Here is a 21,108-nt window from a genome sequence, read left to right on the forward strand (position 1 = left end):
TACTTTAGAGTTTTTTATAATATCTATTTATTTAAAAGATTTTTCTTAACATATGCAAGTCTATTTAGACAAGTATCTTTACCTAGAACCTCTACAACTTTTGGTAGATCTGGTCCGTGCATTTGACCAGTAAATATTATCCTAGATCCCATAAACAGGTTTTTACCTTTTATCTTATGCTCTTTTTGAATCTCTTTTAGGATCGCTTTTACACATTCTTCATCAAGGTTTTCAGCATTTGCTATCTTTTCTTCAAGTGCTCCAAGTAGTGTTGGAATATGCTCTAGCTCTATGAATTCTCTACATTCATCAGTCTCTAGCTCTACTGTATCGCCGAAGAATATGGATGCATGATCTGTTATTTCTTGCATGTACTGTATTTTTTCCTTAACAGCTGAAACCATGCCTTTTAAGAAGTCGTATCTATCTTTCATATCTTCTTCAGTAATAAATCCTCCATCAACTAGGAAAGGTATAGCTAGTTCTGTTAGATGATCATCATCACCATCTTTAATATAGTGTTGATCTACCCAGTTTAATTTTTCTGTGTCAAATACTCCACCGCTCTTAGATACTCTCTCTATCGAGAAAGCTTCTTCTAATTCTTTCATTGTAAATAGCTCTTGATTGTCTTCTGGAGACCATCCTACAAGTGCAACGTAGTTGACTAGGCCTTCTGGAAGATATCCTTTTTTCTTAAAGTCTTCTACAGCTACATCGCCTTGTCTCTTACTTAATTTTTTCTTTTCAGTGTTTAATATATTAGGAAGGTGAACAAATACTGGAGCTTCCCATCCAAAAGCTTCATATAAATAAACGTGTTTTGGAGTAGATGATACCCACTCTTCACCTCTTATAACGTGAGTAATTTTCATTAAATAATCGTCGACTACAACTGCAAAATGATATGTTGGGAACCCATCAGTTTTTATCAAAACTTGATCATCTAAATCATTTGTATTGAATTCAGTTTCTCCTCTTACTAAATCTGTAAACTTAATCACATGATTTTCTGGAAGTCTAAGTCTTATTACATAAGGCTCCCCAGCTGCTAATCTCTTTTCTACTTCGTCTTTAGAAAGATCTCTACAGTGACCATCGTACCTTGGAGTTTCACCAGCTTCTTTTTGCTTTTCTCTTACTTCATCAAGTCTTTCTTTAGTACAGAAACAATAGTAAGCTTTACCAGAGTCTAGTAATTCTTTTATATATTCTTTGTAAATATCAAGTCTTTCTGATTGAATGTAAGGACCGTAGTTACCTTTTTGAACAATAGTCCCATTTTTATCTAAAGCTACACCTTCATCATGCTCAATACCAGCCCATTCCATTGCGTTTAACATGTTTTCTATAGCTCCATCAACTAATCTACTCTGATCAGTATCCTCAACTCTTAAAATATATTCTCCGCCCATTTTTTTAGCAAATAAATAGTTATAAAGAGCTGTCCTTAAACTACCTATATGTACAAATCCCGTTGGACTTGGTGCAAACCTAACTCTAACGCTCATCATTAGTACCTCCTGATTAATTTATTCAATATATTAATATTATTAAAATACACTGCTACTTTGCAAGTGTAATTTTCATCTGTGGAAAATTAGAATTAATTTAAATGAATAATATAAAAATTATCCACATTTATAAGTATATCCACATGGATATGTTGATTATACGCATTGGGTTATTAAGTTACAAATACCCATACCATTATATCAGATTCTAGCTATTATGAGATACCCATCGAAAAAAATAACGATAAGAATTACTTATTTTCTTATACACACATGAATTTTCAGAATAGTAAAATATACGTTAAATTTTTGTTAAAACAAAAACATAGAAAATAAATGAATAAATAAATTATAATATAAAATTAATAGAATTAAAAATATACTAAAAAAAATAAACTAATTACTAAAATTAATTAATAAATTAATGGTAAAATAAACCAATTAATCAAATTGACAATATAAATATTCATTGATAAAGTTTAGTATATCGTTTAGTCGAATTATGTATTATTTAACCAAAAAGATACGGAATTCAATTAATAGAGTATGTTATTATATGGAGGCGTTGATTATGGAAATTACTACATTTATAGGGATTATATTTGGTATCATTTGTGTTGTGGGAGCAATGATATTTAAAGGTATCAGCTTTTCAGTCCTTATAAATCCAGCTGCATTTATGGTGATAATAGTTGGAACTATTGCCACGGTTTTAAATGCATATCCAGGTAAAGACTTGAAAAACTTGGGTAAAATTTTTAAGGTATTATTTACTTCAGAGCAAAATGAATCTAAGATAGGGGCCATAAATGATTTAATTCGCTGTACTTATATAGCAAGAAAAGAAGGCTTCTTAGCATTAGACCAAGAGCTAGAGCAGTTAGATAATAAATTTATGCAAAGAGCCTTACGTATGGTAGTAGATGGTGCGGACGGTGATTTTATTTTAAGTGTTATGGAGTCAGAAATTGATGCTATAGAAGAAAGACATTCTATAAATGCATCTATATTTAAACAAGCGGGAGGATATGCACCGACACTTGGGGTAATGGGAGCAGTATTTGGACTTATAGCAGCGATGGCACATATAGATAATACTGATGCTATGGCAGAGGCAATAGCAGCTGCGTTTATAGCAACTATTTTAGGTATATTTTCTGGATATGTTTTGTGGAACCCTTTTGCAAATAAATTGAAAATTAAAAGTAGACATGAAATATTTGAGAAGCAAATGATAATTGAAGGAGTATTAGAGATACAGAAAGGTTCGGGACCTAACATGGTTAAAGAAAAACTTATATCTTTTTTAACAGAAGAGGAAATACTAATTTTAGAAAAAAATAATGAAATAAATAAGAATGCAGCCAGAAATTTGGTCAGCTAGGGGTGAAGGCGTATGGCTAAAAGAAATAAGCATGAAGATGATTTTGATGAAGGATGGCTATTACCTTATTCAGACTTAATGACATTACTGCTAGCGGTTTTTATTGTTTTATTTGCTACAAGTAAAGTAGATCAAAAAAAGATGGAAGATATGGCGGATTCTTTTGCAAATATAGTAGTATCTTCTAAAGGTACTGGGTTTGAAGATTCAAATGGAAAACAAATTATCCAAGGAAATAGTGATGAACTATCAGCATATACTAAAAGTGTTATGCAAATAAAGACGAATATGGATAAATACATAAAAGAAAATAATCTAACGGATGAGATTTCGGCTGAAATTAAAGATGACAAGCTGAAAATTGTAATAGCAAATAATATACTTTACCAACCAGGTAGCGCAGAAGTTAGTGAAAGAAATATTGAACTTGCTAAGACAATCGGAAAACTTATAGTGGATCAAGGAAAAGATATAGAAGTGAATGTTGTAGGGCATACAGATAACGTACCTGTACATAATTATGAATTTGAAGATAATATAGAGTTAAGTCAAAAGAGAGCATTTAATTTTTTAAAAAATATGTTAAAAACCTCGGGGGTAGATCCGAGAAAATTTAGTACAGCAGGATATGGTGAGTATCAACCTATTGCATCAAATGATACGGATGAAGGTAAACGTTTAAATAGAAGGGTTGAGATTTTAATAGATGCTAATAAAAATATTAATTAATCTATTAAGTTAGATAGATTTAATATGTTTTAATTTTTATAACTGATATATTGTATCTATTTTTAATATTTAATGTAATTAAAAAGTTGAAGTAGTAAATTAAATTTACTACTTCATCTGTCTAAGCTTTTATTTTTATATTAAAATATATCTCACTTATAAAATTTAATACGATTTACCTACAATGACCATATCCTTAGCATCCTTTCCACAGTGGAAGCACTTAGTATGACCTAATTCTTCTTTTGTAAAAGGCATACATCTTATTGTCGCACTAGTTTCTTCTTTGATCTGAGCCTCGCACTCTGCATCTCCACACCACATAGCTTTTGCAAAACCAGGCTTTTCATCTAACATTGTATTAAATTCATCCATATTTCCTACTACTGTAGTGTTTTCATCCATGAAGTTTTTAGCTTTATTGTACATATCTTTTTGAATAGTGTCTAATAATCCTGAGATCTTATCTGTTAATGTATCCAGGGCATAAGATTCTTTTTTTAATGTATCCCTTCTAAATACCATAGCTTGGTTGTTTTCTATATCTTTTGGTCCTACTTCTATTCTAACCGGTACACCTTTCATTTCCCACTCATTGAACTTCCATCCCGTTGAGTAGTTATCTCTATCATCAACTTCTACTTTTATACCTTGAGATTTAAGTGTTGAGTAGGTTTCATCTACTTTCTCCATAACATTCCCTTTTTGAGCTGCTATAGGTAATATAACAACTTGTGTTGGAGCTATCCTTGGAGGGAGAACAAGTCCTCTGTTGTCACTGTGAGTCATGACTAAACCACCTATAAGTCTTGTAGAAGCTCCCCAAGATGTATGGTATGGATGAGCTAATTTACCTTCTCTATCAGAAAAAGTAATGTCAAATGCTTTTGTAAAGTGTTGACCTAAGAAGTGACTTGTTCCAGATTGTAAAGCCTTACCATCTTTCATCATCGCTTCTATTGTGTAAGTTCTCTCACCACCTGCAAACTTCTCACTTTCACTTTTTTGGCCTGATATAACTGGCATTGCAAGAACTTCTTCGCATAAAGCTTGATATGCTTTTAATTGTTGCACTGTTTCAGCTTCAGCCTCATCTGCCGTTTCGTGTAGTGTATGGCCTTCTTGCCATAAAAATTCAGAAGTTCTTAAAAATGGTCTAGTTGTTTTTTCCCATCTTACAACTGAACACCATTGATTATATAAATATGGTAAATCTCTGTATGATTTTAACCATTTTGCATACATTGTACATATTATCGTTTCTGATGTAGGTCTTATACAGAGTCTTTCTTCCAATTTTTTATGTCCACCGTGAGTTACCCAAGCTACCTCTGGAGCAAAACCTTCAACGTGCTCTGCCTCTTTATTTAGTAAACTCTCTGGTATCAAAAGTGGAAAATAAACATTTTTATGTCCAGTTTCTTTGTATTTTTTATCCAAGAATTCCTGTATGGTTTCCCATAAAGCATAACCATAAGGTTTTATAACCATAAATCCTTTAATAGGAGCGTAATCAACTAAGTCAGTCTTAGTTATTACATCAGTATACCACTGTGGAAAGTCAACTTCCATTGGTGTTATTTCTTCTACGAATTGCTTTTCATTCTTTGCCATTATGTTTCCTCCTTATATATTTAAATTTTTAGTTTATTATAATCGCTTAAAATATTAACTTTATTTATTTCTTTATATAAATAAAAAAATCTCTCACCTCTATAAACGTACTATAGAGGCGAAAGATTTTTCGCGGTACCACTCTACTTAGCCCTAAGGCCATCTTCATGGGATATAACGATCCCGTCCGTAAACTTTCAGCTAAAAGATAGGTTCAAATACTTATTCTTAGAAACTCTCAGCTACGTTTCCTCTCTGTGAAGACTTCAATATTTTACTATTTCTTCATTACAGCCAATTGTATATTTAATTCTATTAGCATCCTAACTTAACATCATTTTTTATAAACTCAGCTTTTACTATTTCGTTGATCTCAGAAATGTCTATAAGCTCTTTATCAGCTGCATCTCTAAGTTTATACTCTACTTTTCCATCCTTAGCATCTTTTCCAACTGTTATTCTTATTGGAATTCCTAGAAGTTCTGAATCTTTAAATTTAACTCCCACTCTTTCATCTCTATCATCTAGAAGTACTTCTACACCCATAGCTTCTAATTCATTTTGTATTTTTTCTGCTAACTGCCCATTCTCTTCATTCTTCATATCAACTTGAACAATGCTTACATGGTATGGAGCTATTGAAAGTGGCCATATAATACCATTTTCATCGTTGTGTTGCTCGATTACAGCCGCTGCTGTTCTCTCTACACCTATACCATAACATCCCATAAGAATTGGCTTAGATTTCCCATCTTTATCTATAAAGTTAGCATTCATAGCTTCTGAATATTTAGTTCCAAGTTGGAATATATGTCCAACCTCAACACCCCTAGCTATTTCAAGAGGTTTTCCACATTCTATACAATTATCTCCTGCTTGAACATTTCTGAAGTCACCTACAACGCCTTCAAAATCTCTTCCGTAATTTACATTTTCTATATGATACCCAGTTTTATTTGCTCCTATAATCATATTATTTTGATCTGCCACTTCTTTATCTACGAATAAATAATCAGCTTTTATATTAATAGGCCCTGCAAATCCTACCTCTGCATTAGTTACCTCTTTTACTACATTATCAGTTGCAAGTTCAAACTCGATTACCCCACCTATAGCATTTTCAACTTTTACTTCATTTACATCTCTATCTCCTCTTACTACGACAGCAACTGTTTTTCCATCCGCTGTATAAACAAGAGTTTTAGCTAATTTCTTAGAGTCAGCTTTGAAGAAATCTTCTAATTCTTTAATTGTTCCAACACCTGGTGTGTGAACTTCTTTTAATTCCTTTAATTCTTCTTTTTCTAATGTGTTATTTAATGATTCAGCTCTCTCTACATTCGCTGCATAATCACATCCACTACAAAATACTACTTCATCTTCACCAACTTCAGACTTAACCATAAATTCTGCAGATACTGAGCCACCAATAGCGCCTGAATCAGCTAAAACTGGACTATTATCTAATCCGCATCTTCTAAATATATTAACGTACGCATCAAACATATCTTGGTAAGATTTAGCCATCCCTTCATGATCAACATCAAAACTGTATGCATCTTTCATAGTAAACGTTTTAGTTCTCATAACACCAAATCTTGGTCTTCTTTCGTCTCTGTACTTAGTTTGTATTTGATATAAATTTAACGGAAGTTGCTTATATGAACTTATTTCCTGTCTGATAATATCAGTAAAAACCTCTTCATGAGTTGGTCCTAGACAGTAATCTCTCTCTGTTCTGTCTTTAAGTCTAAACATTTCTTCTCCCATAGCTTCCCATCTTCCAGATTCTTGCCATAACTCACTTGGGATGATAGCTGAACAAAGTATTTCTTGAGCTCCTTTAGCATTCATTTCTTCTCTAATTATCTGTGCTACTTTGTTAAAAACTCTAATACCTATAGGTAATTGGTTGTAAACACCTGAAGACATTTTCTTGATCATTCCTGATCTTATCATCAATTGATGACTTTTTATTTCTGCATCTGATGGAACTTCTTTTAATGTTGGTAAAAACATTTTCGACATTTTCATTTTTGTTGCCCTCCTAATAAGTTAATTTATTTTTATAACTAATACTGTATTTAAATATAAAAAAACCCTTCATCTCATATATAGAGACGAAAGGTTGTAATTTCCGCGGTACCACTCTAGTTAGCTAACTTAGCCCACTTTTTGGAATATAACGGTTCCTACCGTAAAGATTAACTTTAAGCTAGAAGTCAGGTTCGAAGATTTCCTCTTAGAAACTTTCAGCATTTGTTTCCTCTCTGTGAAGATTTCACCATCTACTATTACTTCATCATTGCAATAATATTTTGATTATTATTTAACTTATATCATATAATATATTAATTATTACCAGTTGTCAATAATAATATACAAATACTTTGAGAAGATATTCCTTCTTCTGATCCAGTAAACCCAAGCTTTTCTTCAGTTGTCGCTTTAATATTTATATTGTCTATTCCCGTCTCTAGAGTTTTCGCTATTACTTCTCTCATTTGATCTATATATAGGGCTAGTTTTGGTCTCTGGGCTATAATAGTACTATCAATATTTCCTATTTTGTATCCTTTTGACTTTACAAGCTCATAAACATGGGCAAGTAATTTTATACTGTCTGCCCCTTTATACTTTTCATCTGTATCTGGGAAGTGCTTGCCTATGTCACCCATTGCCATTGCCCCAAGGATAGAGTCAGCGATAGCATGTGTGAGAACATCCGCATCTGAATGTCCAAGCAATCCTTTTTCATGAGGTATTGTTACCCCTCCAAGAATTAGCTTTCTGCCTTCGACAAGTCTATGTACATCGTATCCTAAACCTACTCTCATACAAGTCCTCCTATTTATTTATATATTTAAAATTTTACTATTTATAATTATTTCAGTAGAATATATTCTATCAGTTATTTATATTTCATATATCATGCTGCATATAAAAAACAAATAGCCGTTTACATAGTACTCAACTATTTGTTATATTAAAAAATTAAATTTCTTTTATTATTTGATTTGCTGTTTTCAAGTCTTCTTGGTTGGTAATCTTTATGTTTTTATACGATCCCATAACCATACTTACTTTCTGACCAATTCTCTCTACAAGCATTGAATCATCAGTTCCATAAAAACCTTCTTTATAAGCATCTTCATATGCACTTTTTATTGTTATATAATCAAAAACCTGTGGTGTCTGAGCGGCCCAAAGTAATTTTCTATCAGGCGTACTTTCTACCACACCATCATTTACAATTTTAATTGTATCGTTTACTGGAACTCCAACAACAACAGCTTTTTTTGATATTGCCTCTTTTATAGATTCATCTATAATCTTATTATCCACAAATGGCCTTGCTCCATCGTGTATCAATACTATATTACAATTTGTATCTAACTTTTTTAGACCATTGTATATTGAGTCCTGTCTTTCTTTTCCTCCGTATGCTATTTTTATACCTTTGAAATTGTATTTTTTTAATATAGTTTCTATAAAATATTCCTTTTCCTCAGGTTTAATACATACTACTATTTCATCTATATTTTTATTTTGGTAAAAAACTTGAATAGTGCGTGCAATAACTTCCATATCGCCTATCTTTATAAATTGTTTATTTATTCCAATATTCATTCTTTTGCCGCTTCCGGCTGCTACCACTATTACACTATTCAAGTTATCACCTCATTAATTTAAATTATTATGATTAATTAACCATTTATTCTAAGTTTAATTTGTTATCTAAAATATAACTTGTTCCAAAGAAAAACGCAAGTACTTGGGCTAAAGTCCATATTAATACTGCTAAAATACCTGGATTGTTATATAAATGCCCGTAGTATATACCCGTATAAGTGTCCATGCTTCCACTTAACGCTGGGATAAACTGTCCTAAAAAGCTTTGTAAAATTGACAATAATACTAAAATTACAATGAACGCTACAAATGCAACTAATTTTCTATGTCTATTAAATCTAGGTAATTGTCCTAGAGATAGTACAAAATATACTAAAACTATAAAAGATGCAAATCCTAATATTCCTGTAATTACTATAGTTAATAAGTCTAAAGCATTTTGAAAGTTGAATAACCATTTGAAAATTTCGCTAAAAACCTCTGGCATATATTTAAATACTTCAATACCTCCTACGCTAATCATCAATATAAACATTACAAACATTGCAACTGTAAAACTTAAAACCCCAAATATACAAGATGATAAGCACTTTGATAATATAAGGGTTTTACTGCTTACAGGAAGCGTAAACATTAAATATCCTTCATCTTCTAATAAATTTTTACTAAATCTCTGTATTATAACCATTATTGTTAATACAACTAGTGAGACAAATAGCCCACCCATTACAAATCCTGATATACCTTGTGCTAGTATTGAAGTTGTTTTACCAGATAATCCAGCTATTATAGAAACAACTATTAGAGCTAAATAAAGCGGGAAAAACGTTCTAGCACTAGCTTTAAGTTCATATTTTAATAATTTTCCTAACATCTGAATTCCTCCCTAAACAACGAATCTATTGATTTTCCTTTTTCCTCTTTAATTTGTTCTACATTACCCTGTAAAACTATATCTCCATATGATAAGAATATAATTTCATCACATATATTTTCTATTTCACTTATTAAATGTGTAGCTATTAAAAGAGTACTATCTTCGTTGTAGTTTTGAAGAATAGTTCTAAGTATATAAGATCTAGCTGCTGGATCGACTCCACCTATAGGTTCATCAAGTATATAAAGTTCTGCCTTTCTTGACATTACTAGTATTAATTGAACTTTTTCTTTTGTACCTTTTGACATAGTTTTCAACTTTTCTTCAGGATCTATATTCAGATCCTTTAGCATTTGTATAGCCTTATCTACATCAAAATCAGTATAGAAATCTGCAAAGAATTTTATTATGTCTTTAACTTTCATCCAATCATTTAGGTATGTTCTCTCTGGTAAGTATGATACCAATGCCTTAGTTTCTATAGAAGGCTTCATACCCTCAATTAAAACTTCACCACTATCTGGATGTAGTAAGCCATTTAAAATTTTTATCATTGTACTCTTACCACTACCATTAGGACCTAAAAGACCAACTATTTTTCCTCTTGGTATATTAAGATTTATCCCTTTTAGAGCTTCTTTTTTACCATAATTTTTTCTCAAATCTTTAAATTCAGCTACATAACCTTTATCAAGTCTGATGTTGCTCATGCTATTTCTCCCCTTTCAAACTTTCGATAATTATTTCAATCATCTGTTCTTCGTCATACCCTAGTCTATTAAGTATTTCTCTTAATTTTTCTATTTCCATTTTAGCTATACTTTTTTTAAGATCTTCTATCTTTGATTTATCTTCTGTTACAAATCTACCCTTTGTTCTCTGGCTGTAAACAAGACCTTCTCTTTCAAGCTCTGATAGAGCCCTTTGCATAGTATTTGGGTTTACCTCAGCCTCTTCTGCCATGGTTCTTACCGACTCTAATCTTGAGCCTATCTGCAATTCACCAGAAATTATTTTAAATTTTAAGTATTCTATTAACTGAATATATATAGGCTTATTATTGTCAAATTGCCACTCCATTAAAGAGCACCTCCTCTATTTTTTATGTATCAATGTATTATTCGTATTATTGTATTAATCTGTTAATACAATAATACAATGCCTATAATATTCTGTCAAGTACTTTTAAAATAAAAAATCCTTGGAACTAGTCCAAGGATTGATTTTTATACTTTTAGTATTTTAATTTTTTGGTTTTGCAAAGATCATTCTTCCTGCTGGTGTCTGAAGAACAGATGTAACAAGTACTTTTATAGTCTCATTCATATGTCTTCTTCCGCCATCCACTACGATCATAGTTCCATCGTCAAGATATGCAATTCCTTGCTGAGCTTCTTTACCATCTTTAACAACTTGAACCACCATATCTTCACCAGGTATTACTACTGGCTTAATGGCATTTGCAAGTTCGTTTATGTTTAATACATCAACTCCTTGGAATTGCGCAACTTTATTTAAATTATAGTCGTTAGTAACTACTTTTCCATTTAAAACTTGAGCTAGCTTAAGTAGTTTACTATCGACTTCAGCTATATCATCAAAGTCTCTCTCACTTATCTCAACGTCTATATTCAATTCTTGTTGTATTATGTTTAGTATATCCAGACCTCTTCTACCTCTGACCCTTTTAAGATCATCCGATGAGTCTGCGATATGTCTAAGTTCTTCTAATACAAATGCTGGTATTATCAAAGTACCTTCAACAAATCCTGTTTTACAGATATCTGCAATTCTACCGTCTATTATAACACTAGTGTCTAATACTTTTGGCGGTATAGGTTTGACTTTATCTTTTTTAGATTCTTTGTCCTTTTCTTTAGATGACCCTGACGTTCTAGTCAATTTACTTAGATTAAATAAGTCATTTTTACTTTTAAGAACAATTTTCATTCCTACATATCCTAAACATAAATAAAGTAATAAAGATACAAATCCTCCTACTAATGGTATTTGATTAAAAATACCGCTAACCAGGTAAGCAACTACAAATCCACCAATTATACCTATAGAACCTAATAATATATCAACTTGTGGATATTTAGAAAGCTCCTTATCTAATACCTTTGCGACATCTTTTGATTTTTTAGATGCCCAAGGTTCTATTAGATAACCTAAGATAGCAAGTACGATACCAAATATAATAGCAGCTATGAGTCCATATAGTTCTCTACCAAAAGTTAACATTTCAAAAGATTTTGCTAGAGTCGAGTAAGAAGTAAAACCAATTATAAATCCAATTAAACTAAATACTAATCTTATGGCTTTCCTTATCAATTTTTCACCCCCTTGTATTTTAATATTATAGACTAAAGTATACACTATATTCAACATAAAGAAGGAAAATTCACTTAAAATTCACTATATCTTCTTATCTAAAAGCACTAATTGTTGCATTTTTACCAGCTCATTTTTTATGTGTTTGGCCCTAATTTCTCCTACTCCATCGACATCACAAAGTGTGTCTAATGATGCACATAAAACACTCTGAAAATTTTCAAAGTAGCATGCTAAATTGTCTACTATCGTATTTGGTAATCTATGAATTTTGCTCAGAATTCTATATCCTTTTGATCTGATTTGCATATCCATATTTTCAGATGTATCCTTATATCCAAGTAGCTTTGCAATCTTAGTCAAGTCTATCAAATCTTCTGATGATAGTTTCTTTATATTTTCTTTAAAAGTTGAAATTTCGTCCTCGGAAATATTATAATCTTTAAAAACTTGATCTAGATCAAAATATGTTGTTCCCATAAGCTCTTCTAATTGCATACTGACTAGAGTACCTTCATCACCAAGTTCGATAACGTATTTTTCTATAATATTTGTAACCCTCATAACCATTTCAATTTTTTGCATGACTAAAGCTACATCGTAAACTGTAACTAAATCATTAAATTCTAGTGTATTTAAACTAGCGATAACTTGATCCAATACTGATTTATATTTTTCTAAAGTCTGTATCGCTTGATTTACTTTAGTGAATATCTTAGATATATCTTCTATTTCGTACTTGTGATTTCCTCTATAAATTGTTATGATACTTCTTTTTTGTGAAACGCTTATTACGATTGCATCAGTCTGCTTTGCCACTCTTTCAGCTGTTCTGTGTCTTGTTCCTGTTTCAGATGAAGGAATCGAGTTGTCTGGTACAAGCTGTACATTTGCATGCAATATCTTTTTTAGATTTCCACTCAATACTATAGCCCCGTCCATTTTAGCTAGTTCATATAAATAAGCTGAAGAATAATCAGCGTTTATCGAAAAACCACCATTTACTAAACTCATTACCTCTTCTCCTGTAGAAAGTACAATTAAAGCACCTGTCTTTGCTTTTAAAACATTGTTTAGACCTCTTCTGAGAGGAGTTCCTGGAGATATCATTTTTAATGCTTCTAGCATATCTTTATTGTTTAAAATATCATCCATATACTACTAGCCTCCTAACACTATATTAATGGCTTGCCTTAAATTCTCTGCTGGCAAGATTTTTATTCCTTTCGTATCCTTTACTAATTCATAATTGCTCTTTGGAATTACTATTTGTTTAAATCCAAGTTTTTTACACTCAGCAATTCTTTTTTCAATAAAACTTACTGCTCTAATCTCTCCAGTAAGTCCCACCTCACCCGTAACGGCTATATTTTCATCAATTGCTATATTTTTAAAACTTGATGCTACAGCAATTGCTATACCTAAATCAATAGATGGCTCGTTAATTTTAATTCCTCCCACTATATTTAGATATACATCTTGATTTTGAATTTGAAGTCCTACGCGCTTCTCTAGAACAGCCAGAAGCATTGCAACTCTATTGTAGTCAACACCTGTAGATGTTCTCTTTGGTATACCAAAACTTGTTGGAGATACAAGTGCTTGAAGTTCGATAAGCATCGGTCTAGTACCCTCAACAGTTGAAATTATAACAGATCCTGAGACATCCTTTGGTTTTTCTGAAATAAGTACTTTAGATGGGTTCTCTAATTCTTCAAGGCCTGTGTCTCTCATTTCAAAAACTCCAAGTTCATTTGTAGATCCAAATCTATTTTTTACTGCTCTAACTAATCTATATGTGTTATATCTCTCACCTTCAAAGTATAATACTGTGTCTACCATGTGCTCTAATAACTTAGGACCTGCTAACGAACCTTCCTTTGTAACATGTCCAACTAAAAAAGTTGATATACCCATTTTTTTAGCTATTTTCATGAACTTTGAAGTACCTTCTTTTATCTGACTTACTGTACCTGGAGCAGATGCTATTTCTGGATTATAAACAGTTTGAATTGAATCTAGTATTATCATTTCTGGATCTATCTTATCCAGCTGTGCCTCTATTAAGCTTAAATTATTTTCTGCGAATATATAGAGGTTATTTGAATTTATTCCTAGTCTTTGTGCTCTCATTTTTATCTGTGATTCAGACTCTTCACCTGTAATATAAAGAACTTTTTTACCTGACTCTGCTACGTTACTAGAAACTTGTATAAGCATCGTGGATTTTCCTATACCAGGATCGCCTCCCACTAGCACTAGAGATCCTTTTACAACTCCACCACCAAGTACTCTATCAAGTTCATTTATACAAGTACTAAATCTTTCTTCACCCTTTGATCTGATAGAATTTATTGTCACTGGTTTAGAACTAGATTTATCAACAATAAAGGTTTCTTTTTTTACACTCTTATCGTCGATTTCCTCTACAAATGTATTCCATTTTGTACATTCTGGGCATTTACCTAGCCATTTTGCTGTTTCGTACCCACAGTTTTGACATACGTATTTTGTTTTAATCTTTGCCATTATTATCTTCCCCTATTTTTTGAATATTAGTTATATATTTTAATTTTTTCCATTAAATTTTCTTTGTCGGTATATTAATTTTAACATATGTTCGATTTTTATGTTTGATATGTAATCTAAAATTTATTCTGTTATTAATTTTGTGTTTTAACTAAAAAATAATTTAAGAATAGTCATTAATAAAATAAAGTGACATCCTAACTTTATCCTTATGTAAAACATAATATTGATTGTTAGAATATCACTTTATAATCTTTTATATAAATTCTTAATCTTTTCTTACTCTAGAAATCTTCTGTTATGTTTGTTATCCATTCTCTCTTTATTTCCCAAAGTGTGCCTACTTTTGCATCACTTAGCTTTATATTTTCATCAAATAATCTATCCCAGCTTTTAATTATCTTCTTTTTTATATTTGGATAAAAATTGCTAATATATGCCTGACAATCATCTATACAGTATGATTTAAGTAATTTATCGTGTTCAATTCTGTCATTTTCATCTGAATGTATGTACATATAGTTGACTATATACCCCCATTTATCAAGATCCATTGTTATTAGCTTATCTTTATCAATCTCAATCTCAATTAGAACATTTCCCTCACTATTTGGTATCTTTGAATCCTCAGTTACAGACACCCATATAGGAAAATTAACATCATTAGGGACAGGTACTATCTCGCTAGCTTTATTCTTATACCAATTATATAACTTTAGATATAAGTCTGAGTGATCCTCCATTTTGTTTATTATGTACTCTTTCTTTACAATGTATCTACCCAATTTGTCTAATTGTCGAAGTATATCTTTGTGTTGCTTAGTCCAAACTTTAACTTTACATGACATAAATTACACTCCCTTTTAAACTTTAAAATTTCGTAAACTCTAATTAAAATTTTTTCATATTTGGTTTTGATTTCTGAATTAGCATATAACTAACTTAAATAGATTAAATAAATTTATAACTTTCTTATACTTCTCCTATTTTTATATCGTAACTTTATATAATTTTCAAAATAATATTTCGATCTATTAAAATATTCTTCAGATTCAATCTTATCTCCGTCTAAAATTCCTTTATATACCTCGATTAAATACTCATTTGCTTTTACTAAATGATGTCTTCCACTTTGAACAGTTTTGCTATTGATTTCTATTTTATCCAAACTTTTAAATATAGATATGCTTCGATCTAACTCATCATCTATAAGATCTATATTTATACTGTTATCAAAATATATTTCCACTTTATTTTCTAGTATGTCTTTATAAATTTTTTCATAATAATTTAGTAAATTCCACTCTTCATTTTTAGTTATTTTCTCTACTTCATTAATATCTTTATTAATATCTTTATTAATATCTTCATTAATTTTTTTATTAGAATTGTTTGTTTTTTTTCTATAAAACCATTGTGTAATTAGTAATAACCCCAAAATACCCTTTTCATCTAACATAGCTAATGCTATAAAAACCATAATGACTGATTCAAATAGTAATTTCACATACTTAATAAAACTAACCTTACTATTTTTTATGTCATTATATATTAATATTAATAAATTCGTTATCGTATAGCTAAAAATGATCATAATTAACAACTCAAAGAAAAAAGATTTCATATAATTAATCCTTCCATGTTTAAAATCCCTAGAATAAAAACTTTATAGTCGACTTTGAACTAACAAAGTATAGGAATATGTTGGTAAGTATAAATTAATTATACAATATATTCCGTATGCTAATTATATAAATTTTTTATAAAAAATATCCCAAAAATTATCTGAGATATCCACCCTATTCTTATTCATTATTAAAACCTTATCTATTACCATTTGTATTAATATAAGTTTATTTGAATCAAAAAAAGGATGGAATAACCATCCTTTTAATCTAAGACATTAATTTTTTTATTTAGCACTGAACACTATCTTATCATCTATTACACTTGCTAAAACATCGCTGCCCTTTTTAACATCTCCTCTTAAAATAGCTTCAGATAATTCATCCTCAAGTTGTTTCTGTATAGCTCTCTTAAGCGGTCTCGCTCCGTATTCTAGATCAGTGCCTTCTTTAGATATCAATTCTACAGCTTCATCACTGATATCAAGTTTTATATTCATTTCTTTAAGTCTGTTTACTACTTCTTTTGTCATTAATTTTACTATTTTTCCTATATCTTCTTTTGATAATGAGTGGAATACTACTATATCATCAATTCTGTTTAAAAATTCTGGTCTAAATCTATTTTTAAGCTCACCCATTATGTTTTCTTTCATTTTTTCGTATTCATTTTTAGCTGCATCTTCACCTTTTGCCGTAGAGAATCCCATGACTTTTTCTTTTCTAATGGTTGATGCGCCTACATTTGATGTCATTATTATTATTGTATTCTTAAAGTCTACTGTTCTTCCTTTTGAATCTGTAAGTCTTCCGTCATCAAGTATCTGTAAAAGTATATTAAATACATCTGGATGAGCTTTTTCTATCTCATCAAATAAAACTACTGAATAAGGAGATCTTCTAACTTTTTCTGTTAATTGACCACCTTCATCGTGACCTATATATCCTGGGGGCGAACCTATCATTCGAGATACTGCATGTTTCTCCATATATTCTGACATATCAATTCTTATTATCTGGTTCTCATCTCCAAATTGAACTTCAGCAAGTGCTTTTGACAATTCAGTCTTACCAACACCTGTAGGCCCTAAGAATAAGAACGAACCTATTGGCCTATTTGGATCTTTAAGCCCTGCTCTAGATCTTCTTATTGCTCTGGAAATAGATTCTACCGCTTGATCTTGGCCTATCACTCTATCATGAAGCTTTTGTTCTAGATTTAGAAGTTTATCTGCCTCTTCTTCGACTATCCTACTAACAGGTATTCCAGTCCAAAGACCTACTACATCTGCTATTACTTCACTATCTACTATATCTGCATTTTTAGAGGACTTGTTCCATCCATCTCTAACTTCCTTTAGTTTATTTTTAAGGTAACTTTGTTTATCTCTTATTTTTGCTGCGTTTTCAAAGTCTTGGCATCTGACTGCCTCTTCTTTTTCTTTGTCTATACTCTCTATTTCTGCCTCTATATCTTTTATTTCAGCAGGTGGAGTGTTCTCTTTTAATCTTACCCTTGAAGCTGCTTCATCTATTAAGTCTATTGCTTTATCTGGTAAATACCTATCAGTAATGTATCTAACTGATAAATCGACTGCTTCCTTTAATGCCTCATCTGTTATCTTAACTTTATGATGAGCCTCATACTTATCTCTAAGACCTTCTAGTATTTTAACAGCATCTTCTTTTGTTGGCTCTTCCACCATAACAGGTTGGAATCGTCTCTCTAAAGCCGCATCTTTTTCTACGTGTTTTCTATACTCATCTATAGTCGTAGCACCAATAATTTGCATCTCTCCTCTTGCTAGTGCTGGCTTTAGAATATTTGAAGCATCTATTGACCCTTCTCCAGTTGTTCCTGCTCCAATTATTGTGTGCATCTCATCTATAAATAAAATTATATTTCCACTTTGGATTACTTCATCTACTACGTTTTTTATTCTTTCTTCGAATTCTCCTCTATACTTTGCTCCAGCTAGAAGTGATCCCATATCTAGTGTATAGATAGTTTTGTTCTTTAACGTATCTGGAACGTTTCCGTTTGCTATATCAGTAGCAAGACCTTCTATTATAGCTGTTTTACCAACACCTGGATCCCCTATAAGAACAGGATTGTTCTTAGTTCTCCTACTTAGTATCTGAATAATTCTCTCTATCTCTTTTGATCTTCCTATCACAGGATCAACTTTATTTTGTTTTGCATATTGTGTTAAATTACGTCCATATTTTTCTAGAGTTTTAGCTCCTTTTTCTCCACTGTTTGACGTGTAACCTCCACCACTTTGACCTTCATTTTTGTTTCCCATACCCATCATATCTACTGTACTTTGTGCAAGGCTTCTATCATCTACACCAGCTGCTTGAAGTAGTCTATTTGCAATTCCTTCACCCTCTTGAATTATAGCTAAAAGAATATGCTCTGTTCCTATATAATTAGTTTGTAATTTATTTGAAAACATGCCTGCTAACTCTAGTATTTGTTTGCTTCTTGGACTAAAAGGAACGTCACTTTTAATTGGATCACCTTGTCCTTCTATTTCTATAATTCTACTCTCTAGATACTCTTCCGTTACACCTGCGTTAGTAAGTACTTTAGCTGCAACACCTTCCTCTTCCTTCAAAAGACCGTATAATAGATGTTCACTACCTACTATATTATGTCCTAGTCTTTTAGAGAATTCCATTGCTATATCTACTGCTTTTTTTGCTCTCTGCGTAAATCTATTGAAGTTCATAATCAGCACCTCCAACTTTTAATTTTTCTAATGTTTCTCTTATATATTTTGCTCTATTTATATCTCTGTTTTTTATCTCTGAATTTTCAAACATAGTACTCTGGTGAGCAGGTTGAATATTTATCATAAGCTTATCTAAATCATCTAATTTTATATTTTCTATATAACCCATCTCAACTCCTACCTTAACTACAGATAAATATCCCATAGCTTCTGATGTATCTATAATTCTAGCTCCCTCAAGAAGTCCTAGTGCTCTAAAAATCTTGTCTTCTAATTTTATGCCCCAAGTTTTCTTTATCATCTCTCTAGCTTGAAGTTCTTTTGATACAATATCAGATGCCATTCCTTTTATATTTTCTATAGTATTCTTTTCAGTTCTTCCTAACGTAAGTTGATTAGAAATCTGATATATATTTCCTAGAGCTTCTGTTCTTTCTCCATATATTCCTCTAACTGCAACTCCTATCTGAGATGATACCTTGTGTACATCATTTATATATCTCATTTGTGTAAGTGCAGGTAAGTGAATCATCACGGATGCTCTCATTCCTGTACCTGTATTTGTAGGACAAGATGTAAGATATCCTAAATTTACATCAAAAGCATATTCCAATGTCTCCTCAAGGAAATCATCTATTTCGCTAGCCTTTTCATATGCCTTTTCTAATTCTAATCCATCACACATTGTCTGTATTCTAATATGATCTTCTTCATTAATCATTATACTTACTGTCTCATCTTTTTTTATCAAAACTGCTCCGTTAGCGTTATTTGCTAGATCTGGACTTATTAAATGATTTTCTACCATACAAATCTTCTTGAGTTGACTCAAGTCAGACATCTTATAAAAATCATACTCTCTTTCTAATCCACTATTATTTTTAAAGAGGGCTTCCTTAACTTTTTCAATAACTACTAAAGATTTTTCTTCATCAAGTTTATTTGGAAATGGATAGTCCAATAAATTTCTAGCAAGTCTGACTCTAGACTTAATAACTATTTTATTTTCCATTAATTTTCCCTCCTATTCCATTGAATTCTCGAGAGATTTTATTTTATCTCTTAGTTTTGCTGCCTCTTCATACTTTTCGTTTTTAACAGCTCTATCTAGTTCTTGTTTACTCTTTTTTATTTCATTTTTAACACTTATATTATGGTAAGATTTCTTCGGTGCTTTACCAACGTGTTCTAAGTGACCATGTATATTTTGGAGCATTGGATTAATTTGACTGCTAAAAGCTTCATAACAGTTGCTGCATCCAAATCTTCCTGTTTTTTTAAAATCACTGTAAGTGCTGTTACAAACTGGACATATAAGTTTGTTTTCAACTTCTTTTTCAGGTTGAAAACCTAATTTTGATATTACATCCATCATTGTAAATGGCATATTAAAATCAAAATCAACATTTGTATACTCTTTAGCACACTCACCACATAAATATTTTTCTACTTTCTCACCATTTATATTTTCATTGTAGTAAACTGAAGCTTTATTTTTATTACAATTTTGGCATAGCATAATTATCACTCTCCCGTGTTAATTAAAAGTATTATTAAGTTTTTAAGTAAATTTGCCCTCACTTTTTCTTTCAAATCAGATAACGGAATAACTAGCGACTTATCATCAATAGAGGACAGTATTATCTTTGACTCTCTTCCTGTAATTAATTCAGTATCTTTTAAGTTTTCTACAATATCCTTGGCTCTTTTAAAAGATATCTGATTTCCTATCTTTTCATTTAGAAGGTTCGTTATATAGTCCTTCTTATTTTGCTGTATTTTAGCAATCTGGACATATCCTCCACCGCCTTGTTTGCTCTCTACAAAATATCCTCTGTCTAGGGTAAACCTCGTCGTAAGAACATAATTTATCTGAGACGGCACACAGCAAAATAAACTTGCCAACTCATTTCTTTGAATTTGAATTAAATTGCTATCCTTCATAAGATCTTTTATAAATTTTTCTATTATATCAGTCATTGTCGCCATATTAATCACCACTTACTTTCTTGACTATCTTTGACTTATTTTACACCTTTTAGAATTTTTGTAAAGTACCTTATATAAAATTAATTATCGTTTTTTGCAATGATACTACAATATAATCATTTACTAAAATTATCATATTGAT

The 21,108-nt window shown here is 31.1% G+C and carries 19 protein-coding genes and 2 other annotated features; of the genes, 2 read left to right on the forward strand and 17 right to left on the reverse strand.

Features of this window, described 5'->3' with window-relative positions; all coding sequences use genetic code 11:
* Positions 1-23: 23 nt before the first annotated feature.
* Positions 24-1,511, reverse strand: coding sequence for a glutamate--tRNA ligase (gene gltX / locus KQI18_RS12730; RefSeq protein ID WP_216468331.1), 1,488 nt, complete (start codon positions 1,509-1,511; stop codon positions 24-26).
* 574 nt (positions 1,512-2,085) lie between these two features.
* Here gltX and motA point away from each other — a divergent pair.
* Both motA and KQI18_RS12740 read left to right on the forward strand, forming a co-directional pair.
* Positions 2,086-2,898: a flagellar motor stator protein MotA gene (motA, locus tag KQI18_RS12735; RefSeq protein ID WP_216468332.1), complete on the forward strand. Its 813-nt coding sequence runs from the start codon at positions 2,086-2,088 to the stop codon at positions 2,896-2,898.
* 12 nt (positions 2,899-2,910) lie between these two features.
* A complete protein-coding gene (locus KQI18_RS12740; RefSeq protein WP_216468333.1) occupies positions 2,911-3,627 on the forward strand; it encodes a flagellar motor protein MotB in 717 nt (238 codons plus the stop codon).
* Between the two features lie 165 nt (positions 3,628-3,792).
* Here KQI18_RS12740 and proS read toward each other — a convergent pair whose 3' ends face one another.
* From proS to KQI18_RS12820, 16 genes are all read right to left on the reverse strand, one after another.
* Positions 3,793-5,241 (reverse strand): proline--tRNA ligase, encoded by a 1,449-nt coding sequence (gene proS, locus KQI18_RS12745; protein WP_216468334.1) that lies wholly within the window; start codon positions 5,239-5,241, stop codon positions 3,793-3,795.
* Between the two features lie 111 nt (positions 5,242-5,352).
* Positions 5,353-5,542: a binding site (T-box leader), on the reverse strand.
* A gap of 14 nt (positions 5,543-5,556) precedes the next feature.
* Entirely contained in the window at positions 5,557-7,275 is a 1,719-nt protein-coding gene (locus KQI18_RS12750) for a proline--tRNA ligase (protein WP_197314099.1), read from the reverse strand.
* 79 nt (positions 7,276-7,354) lie between these two features.
* Positions 7,355-7,556, reverse strand: a binding site (T-box leader).
* A 36-nt stretch (positions 7,557-7,592) separates the two neighbouring features.
* Positions 7,593-8,078, reverse strand: a complete 486-nt coding sequence (gene ispF / locus KQI18_RS12755; RefSeq protein WP_197314098.1) for a 2-C-methyl-D-erythritol 2,4-cyclodiphosphate synthase — start codon at positions 8,076-8,078, stop codon at positions 7,593-7,595.
* A gap of 157 nt (positions 8,079-8,235) precedes the next feature.
* Positions 8,236-8,913: a 2-C-methyl-D-erythritol 4-phosphate cytidylyltransferase gene (gene ispD, locus KQI18_RS12760; RefSeq protein WP_216468335.1), complete on the reverse strand. Its 678-nt coding sequence runs from the start codon at positions 8,911-8,913 to the stop codon at positions 8,236-8,238.
* Between the two features lie 43 nt (positions 8,914-8,956).
* Positions 8,957-9,748 (reverse strand): hypothetical protein, encoded by a 792-nt coding sequence (locus tag KQI18_RS12765; protein WP_197314096.1) that lies wholly within the window; start codon positions 9,746-9,748, stop codon positions 8,957-8,959.
* On the reverse strand, positions 9,742-10,461 hold the full coding sequence (locus KQI18_RS12770) for an ABC transporter ATP-binding protein (protein WP_197314095.1): 720 nt from the start codon (positions 10,459-10,461) through the stop codon (positions 9,742-9,744). The genes KQI18_RS12765 and KQI18_RS12770 overlap by 7 nt, the downstream gene beginning before the upstream one ends.
* 1 nt (position 10,462) lies before the next feature.
* Entirely contained in the window at positions 10,463-10,831 is a 369-nt protein-coding gene (locus KQI18_RS12775; protein WP_197314094.1) for a GntR family transcriptional regulator, read from the reverse strand.
* Between the two features lie 162 nt (positions 10,832-10,993).
* Complete coding sequence (locus tag KQI18_RS12780) at positions 10,994-12,085, reverse strand: PIN/TRAM domain-containing protein (protein WP_216468336.1); 1,092 nt, start codon at positions 12,083-12,085, stop codon at positions 10,994-10,996.
* 84 nt (positions 12,086-12,169) lie between these two features.
* Entirely contained in the window at positions 12,170-13,240 is a 1,071-nt protein-coding gene (gene disA, locus KQI18_RS12785) for a DNA integrity scanning diadenylate cyclase DisA (protein WP_197314092.1), read from the reverse strand.
* Positions 13,241-13,246: 6 nt separating this feature from the next.
* A complete protein-coding gene (gene radA, locus KQI18_RS12790) occupies positions 13,247-14,614 on the reverse strand; it encodes a DNA repair protein RadA (protein ID WP_216468337.1) in 1,368 nt (455 codons plus the stop codon).
* 284 nt (positions 14,615-14,898) lie between these two features.
* On the reverse strand, positions 14,899-15,462 hold the full coding sequence (locus KQI18_RS12795; RefSeq protein ID WP_216468338.1) for a DUF3841 domain-containing protein: 564 nt from the start codon (positions 15,460-15,462) through the stop codon (positions 14,899-14,901).
* A 113-nt stretch (positions 15,463-15,575) separates the two neighbouring features.
* Positions 15,576-16,238 carry a hypothetical protein gene (locus tag KQI18_RS12800; RefSeq protein ID WP_216468339.1) on the reverse strand — a complete coding sequence of 221 codons (663 nt, stop codon included), beginning with the start codon at positions 16,236-16,238 and terminating at the stop codon, positions 15,576-15,578.
* Between the two features lie 288 nt (positions 16,239-16,526).
* On the reverse strand, positions 16,527-18,974 hold the full coding sequence (locus KQI18_RS12805) for an ATP-dependent Clp protease ATP-binding subunit (protein WP_216468340.1): 2,448 nt from the start codon (positions 18,972-18,974) through the stop codon (positions 16,527-16,529).
* Positions 18,961-19,989 carry a protein arginine kinase gene (locus KQI18_RS12810; RefSeq protein WP_216468341.1) on the reverse strand — a complete coding sequence of 343 codons (1,029 nt, stop codon included), beginning with the start codon at positions 19,987-19,989 and terminating at the stop codon, positions 18,961-18,963. Before KQI18_RS12810 ends, KQI18_RS12805 begins: the two co-directional genes overlap by 14 nt.
* A 12-nt stretch (positions 19,990-20,001) precedes the next feature.
* Entirely contained in the window at positions 20,002-20,496 is a 495-nt protein-coding gene (locus KQI18_RS12815; RefSeq protein ID WP_216468342.1) for a UvrB/UvrC motif-containing protein, read from the reverse strand.
* A gap of 5 nt (positions 20,497-20,501) precedes the next feature.
* Complete coding sequence (locus KQI18_RS12820; RefSeq protein WP_216468343.1) at positions 20,502-20,966, reverse strand: CtsR family transcriptional regulator; 465 nt, start codon at positions 20,964-20,966, stop codon at positions 20,502-20,504.
* Positions 20,967-21,108 lie beyond the last annotated feature (142 nt).

Origin of the sequence: Metaclostridioides mangenotii, assembly GCF_018917235.1 — a bacterium.
GTDB lineage: Bacteria > Bacillota > Clostridia > Peptostreptococcales > Peptostreptococcaceae > Metaclostridioides.

What these genes read in the sequence shown, in the direction of transcription:
- gltX (WP_216468331.1), bottom strand. Translation starts at nt 1,511, where the DNA reads ATGAGCGTTAGAGTTAGGTTTGCACCAAGTCCAACGGGATTTGTACAT.
- motA (WP_216468332.1), top strand. Translation starts at nt 2,086, where the DNA reads ATGGAAATTACTACATTTATAGGGATTATATTTGGTATCATTTGTGTT.
- KQI18_RS12740 (WP_216468333.1), top strand. Translation starts at nt 2,911, where the DNA reads ATGGCTAAAAGAAATAAGCATGAAGATGATTTTGATGAAGGATGGCTA.
- proS (WP_216468334.1), bottom strand. Translation starts at nt 5,241, where the DNA reads ATGGCAAAGAATGAAAAGCAATTCGTAGAAGAAATAACACCAATGGAA.
- KQI18_RS12750 (WP_197314099.1), bottom strand. Translation starts at nt 7,275, where the DNA reads ATGAAAATGTCGAAAATGTTTTTACCAACATTAAAAGAAGTTCCATCA.
- ispF (WP_197314098.1), bottom strand. Translation starts at nt 8,078, where the DNA reads ATGAGAGTAGGTTTAGGATACGATGTACATAGACTTGTCGAAGGCAGA.
- KQI18_RS12765 (WP_197314096.1), bottom strand. Translation starts at nt 9,748, where the DNA reads ATGTTAGGAAAATTATTAAAATATGAACTTAAAGCTAGTGCTAGAACG.
- KQI18_RS12770 (WP_197314095.1), bottom strand. Translation starts at nt 10,461, where the DNA reads ATGAGCAACATCAGACTTGATAAAGGTTATGTAGCTGAATTTAAAGAT.
- KQI18_RS12775 (WP_197314094.1), bottom strand. Translation starts at nt 10,831, where the DNA reads ATGGAGTGGCAATTTGACAATAATAAGCCTATATATATTCAGTTAATA.
- disA (WP_197314092.1), bottom strand. Translation starts at nt 13,240, where the DNA reads ATGGATGATATTTTAAACAATAAAGATATGCTAGAAGCATTAAAAATG.
- radA (WP_216468337.1), bottom strand. Translation starts at nt 14,614, where the DNA reads ATGGCAAAGATTAAAACAAAATACGTATGTCAAAACTGTGGGTACGAA.
- KQI18_RS12795 (WP_216468338.1), bottom strand. Translation starts at nt 15,462, where the DNA reads ATGTCATGTAAAGTTAAAGTTTGGACTAAGCAACACAAAGATATACTT.
- KQI18_RS12800 (WP_216468339.1), bottom strand. Translation starts at nt 16,238, where the DNA reads ATGAAATCTTTTTTCTTTGAGTTGTTAATTATGATCATTTTTAGCTAT.
- KQI18_RS12805 (WP_216468340.1), bottom strand. Translation starts at nt 18,974, where the DNA reads ATGAACTTCAATAGATTTACGCAGAGAGCAAAAAAAGCAGTAGATATA.
- KQI18_RS12810 (WP_216468341.1), bottom strand. Translation starts at nt 19,989, where the DNA reads ATGGAAAATAAAATAGTTATTAAGTCTAGAGTCAGACTTGCTAGAAAT.
- KQI18_RS12815 (WP_216468342.1), bottom strand. Translation starts at nt 20,496, where the DNA reads ATGCTATGCCAAAATTGTAATAAAAATAAAGCTTCAGTTTACTACAAT.
- KQI18_RS12820 (WP_216468343.1), bottom strand. Translation starts at nt 20,966, where the DNA reads ATGGCGACAATGACTGATATAATAGAAAAATTTATAAAAGATCTTATG.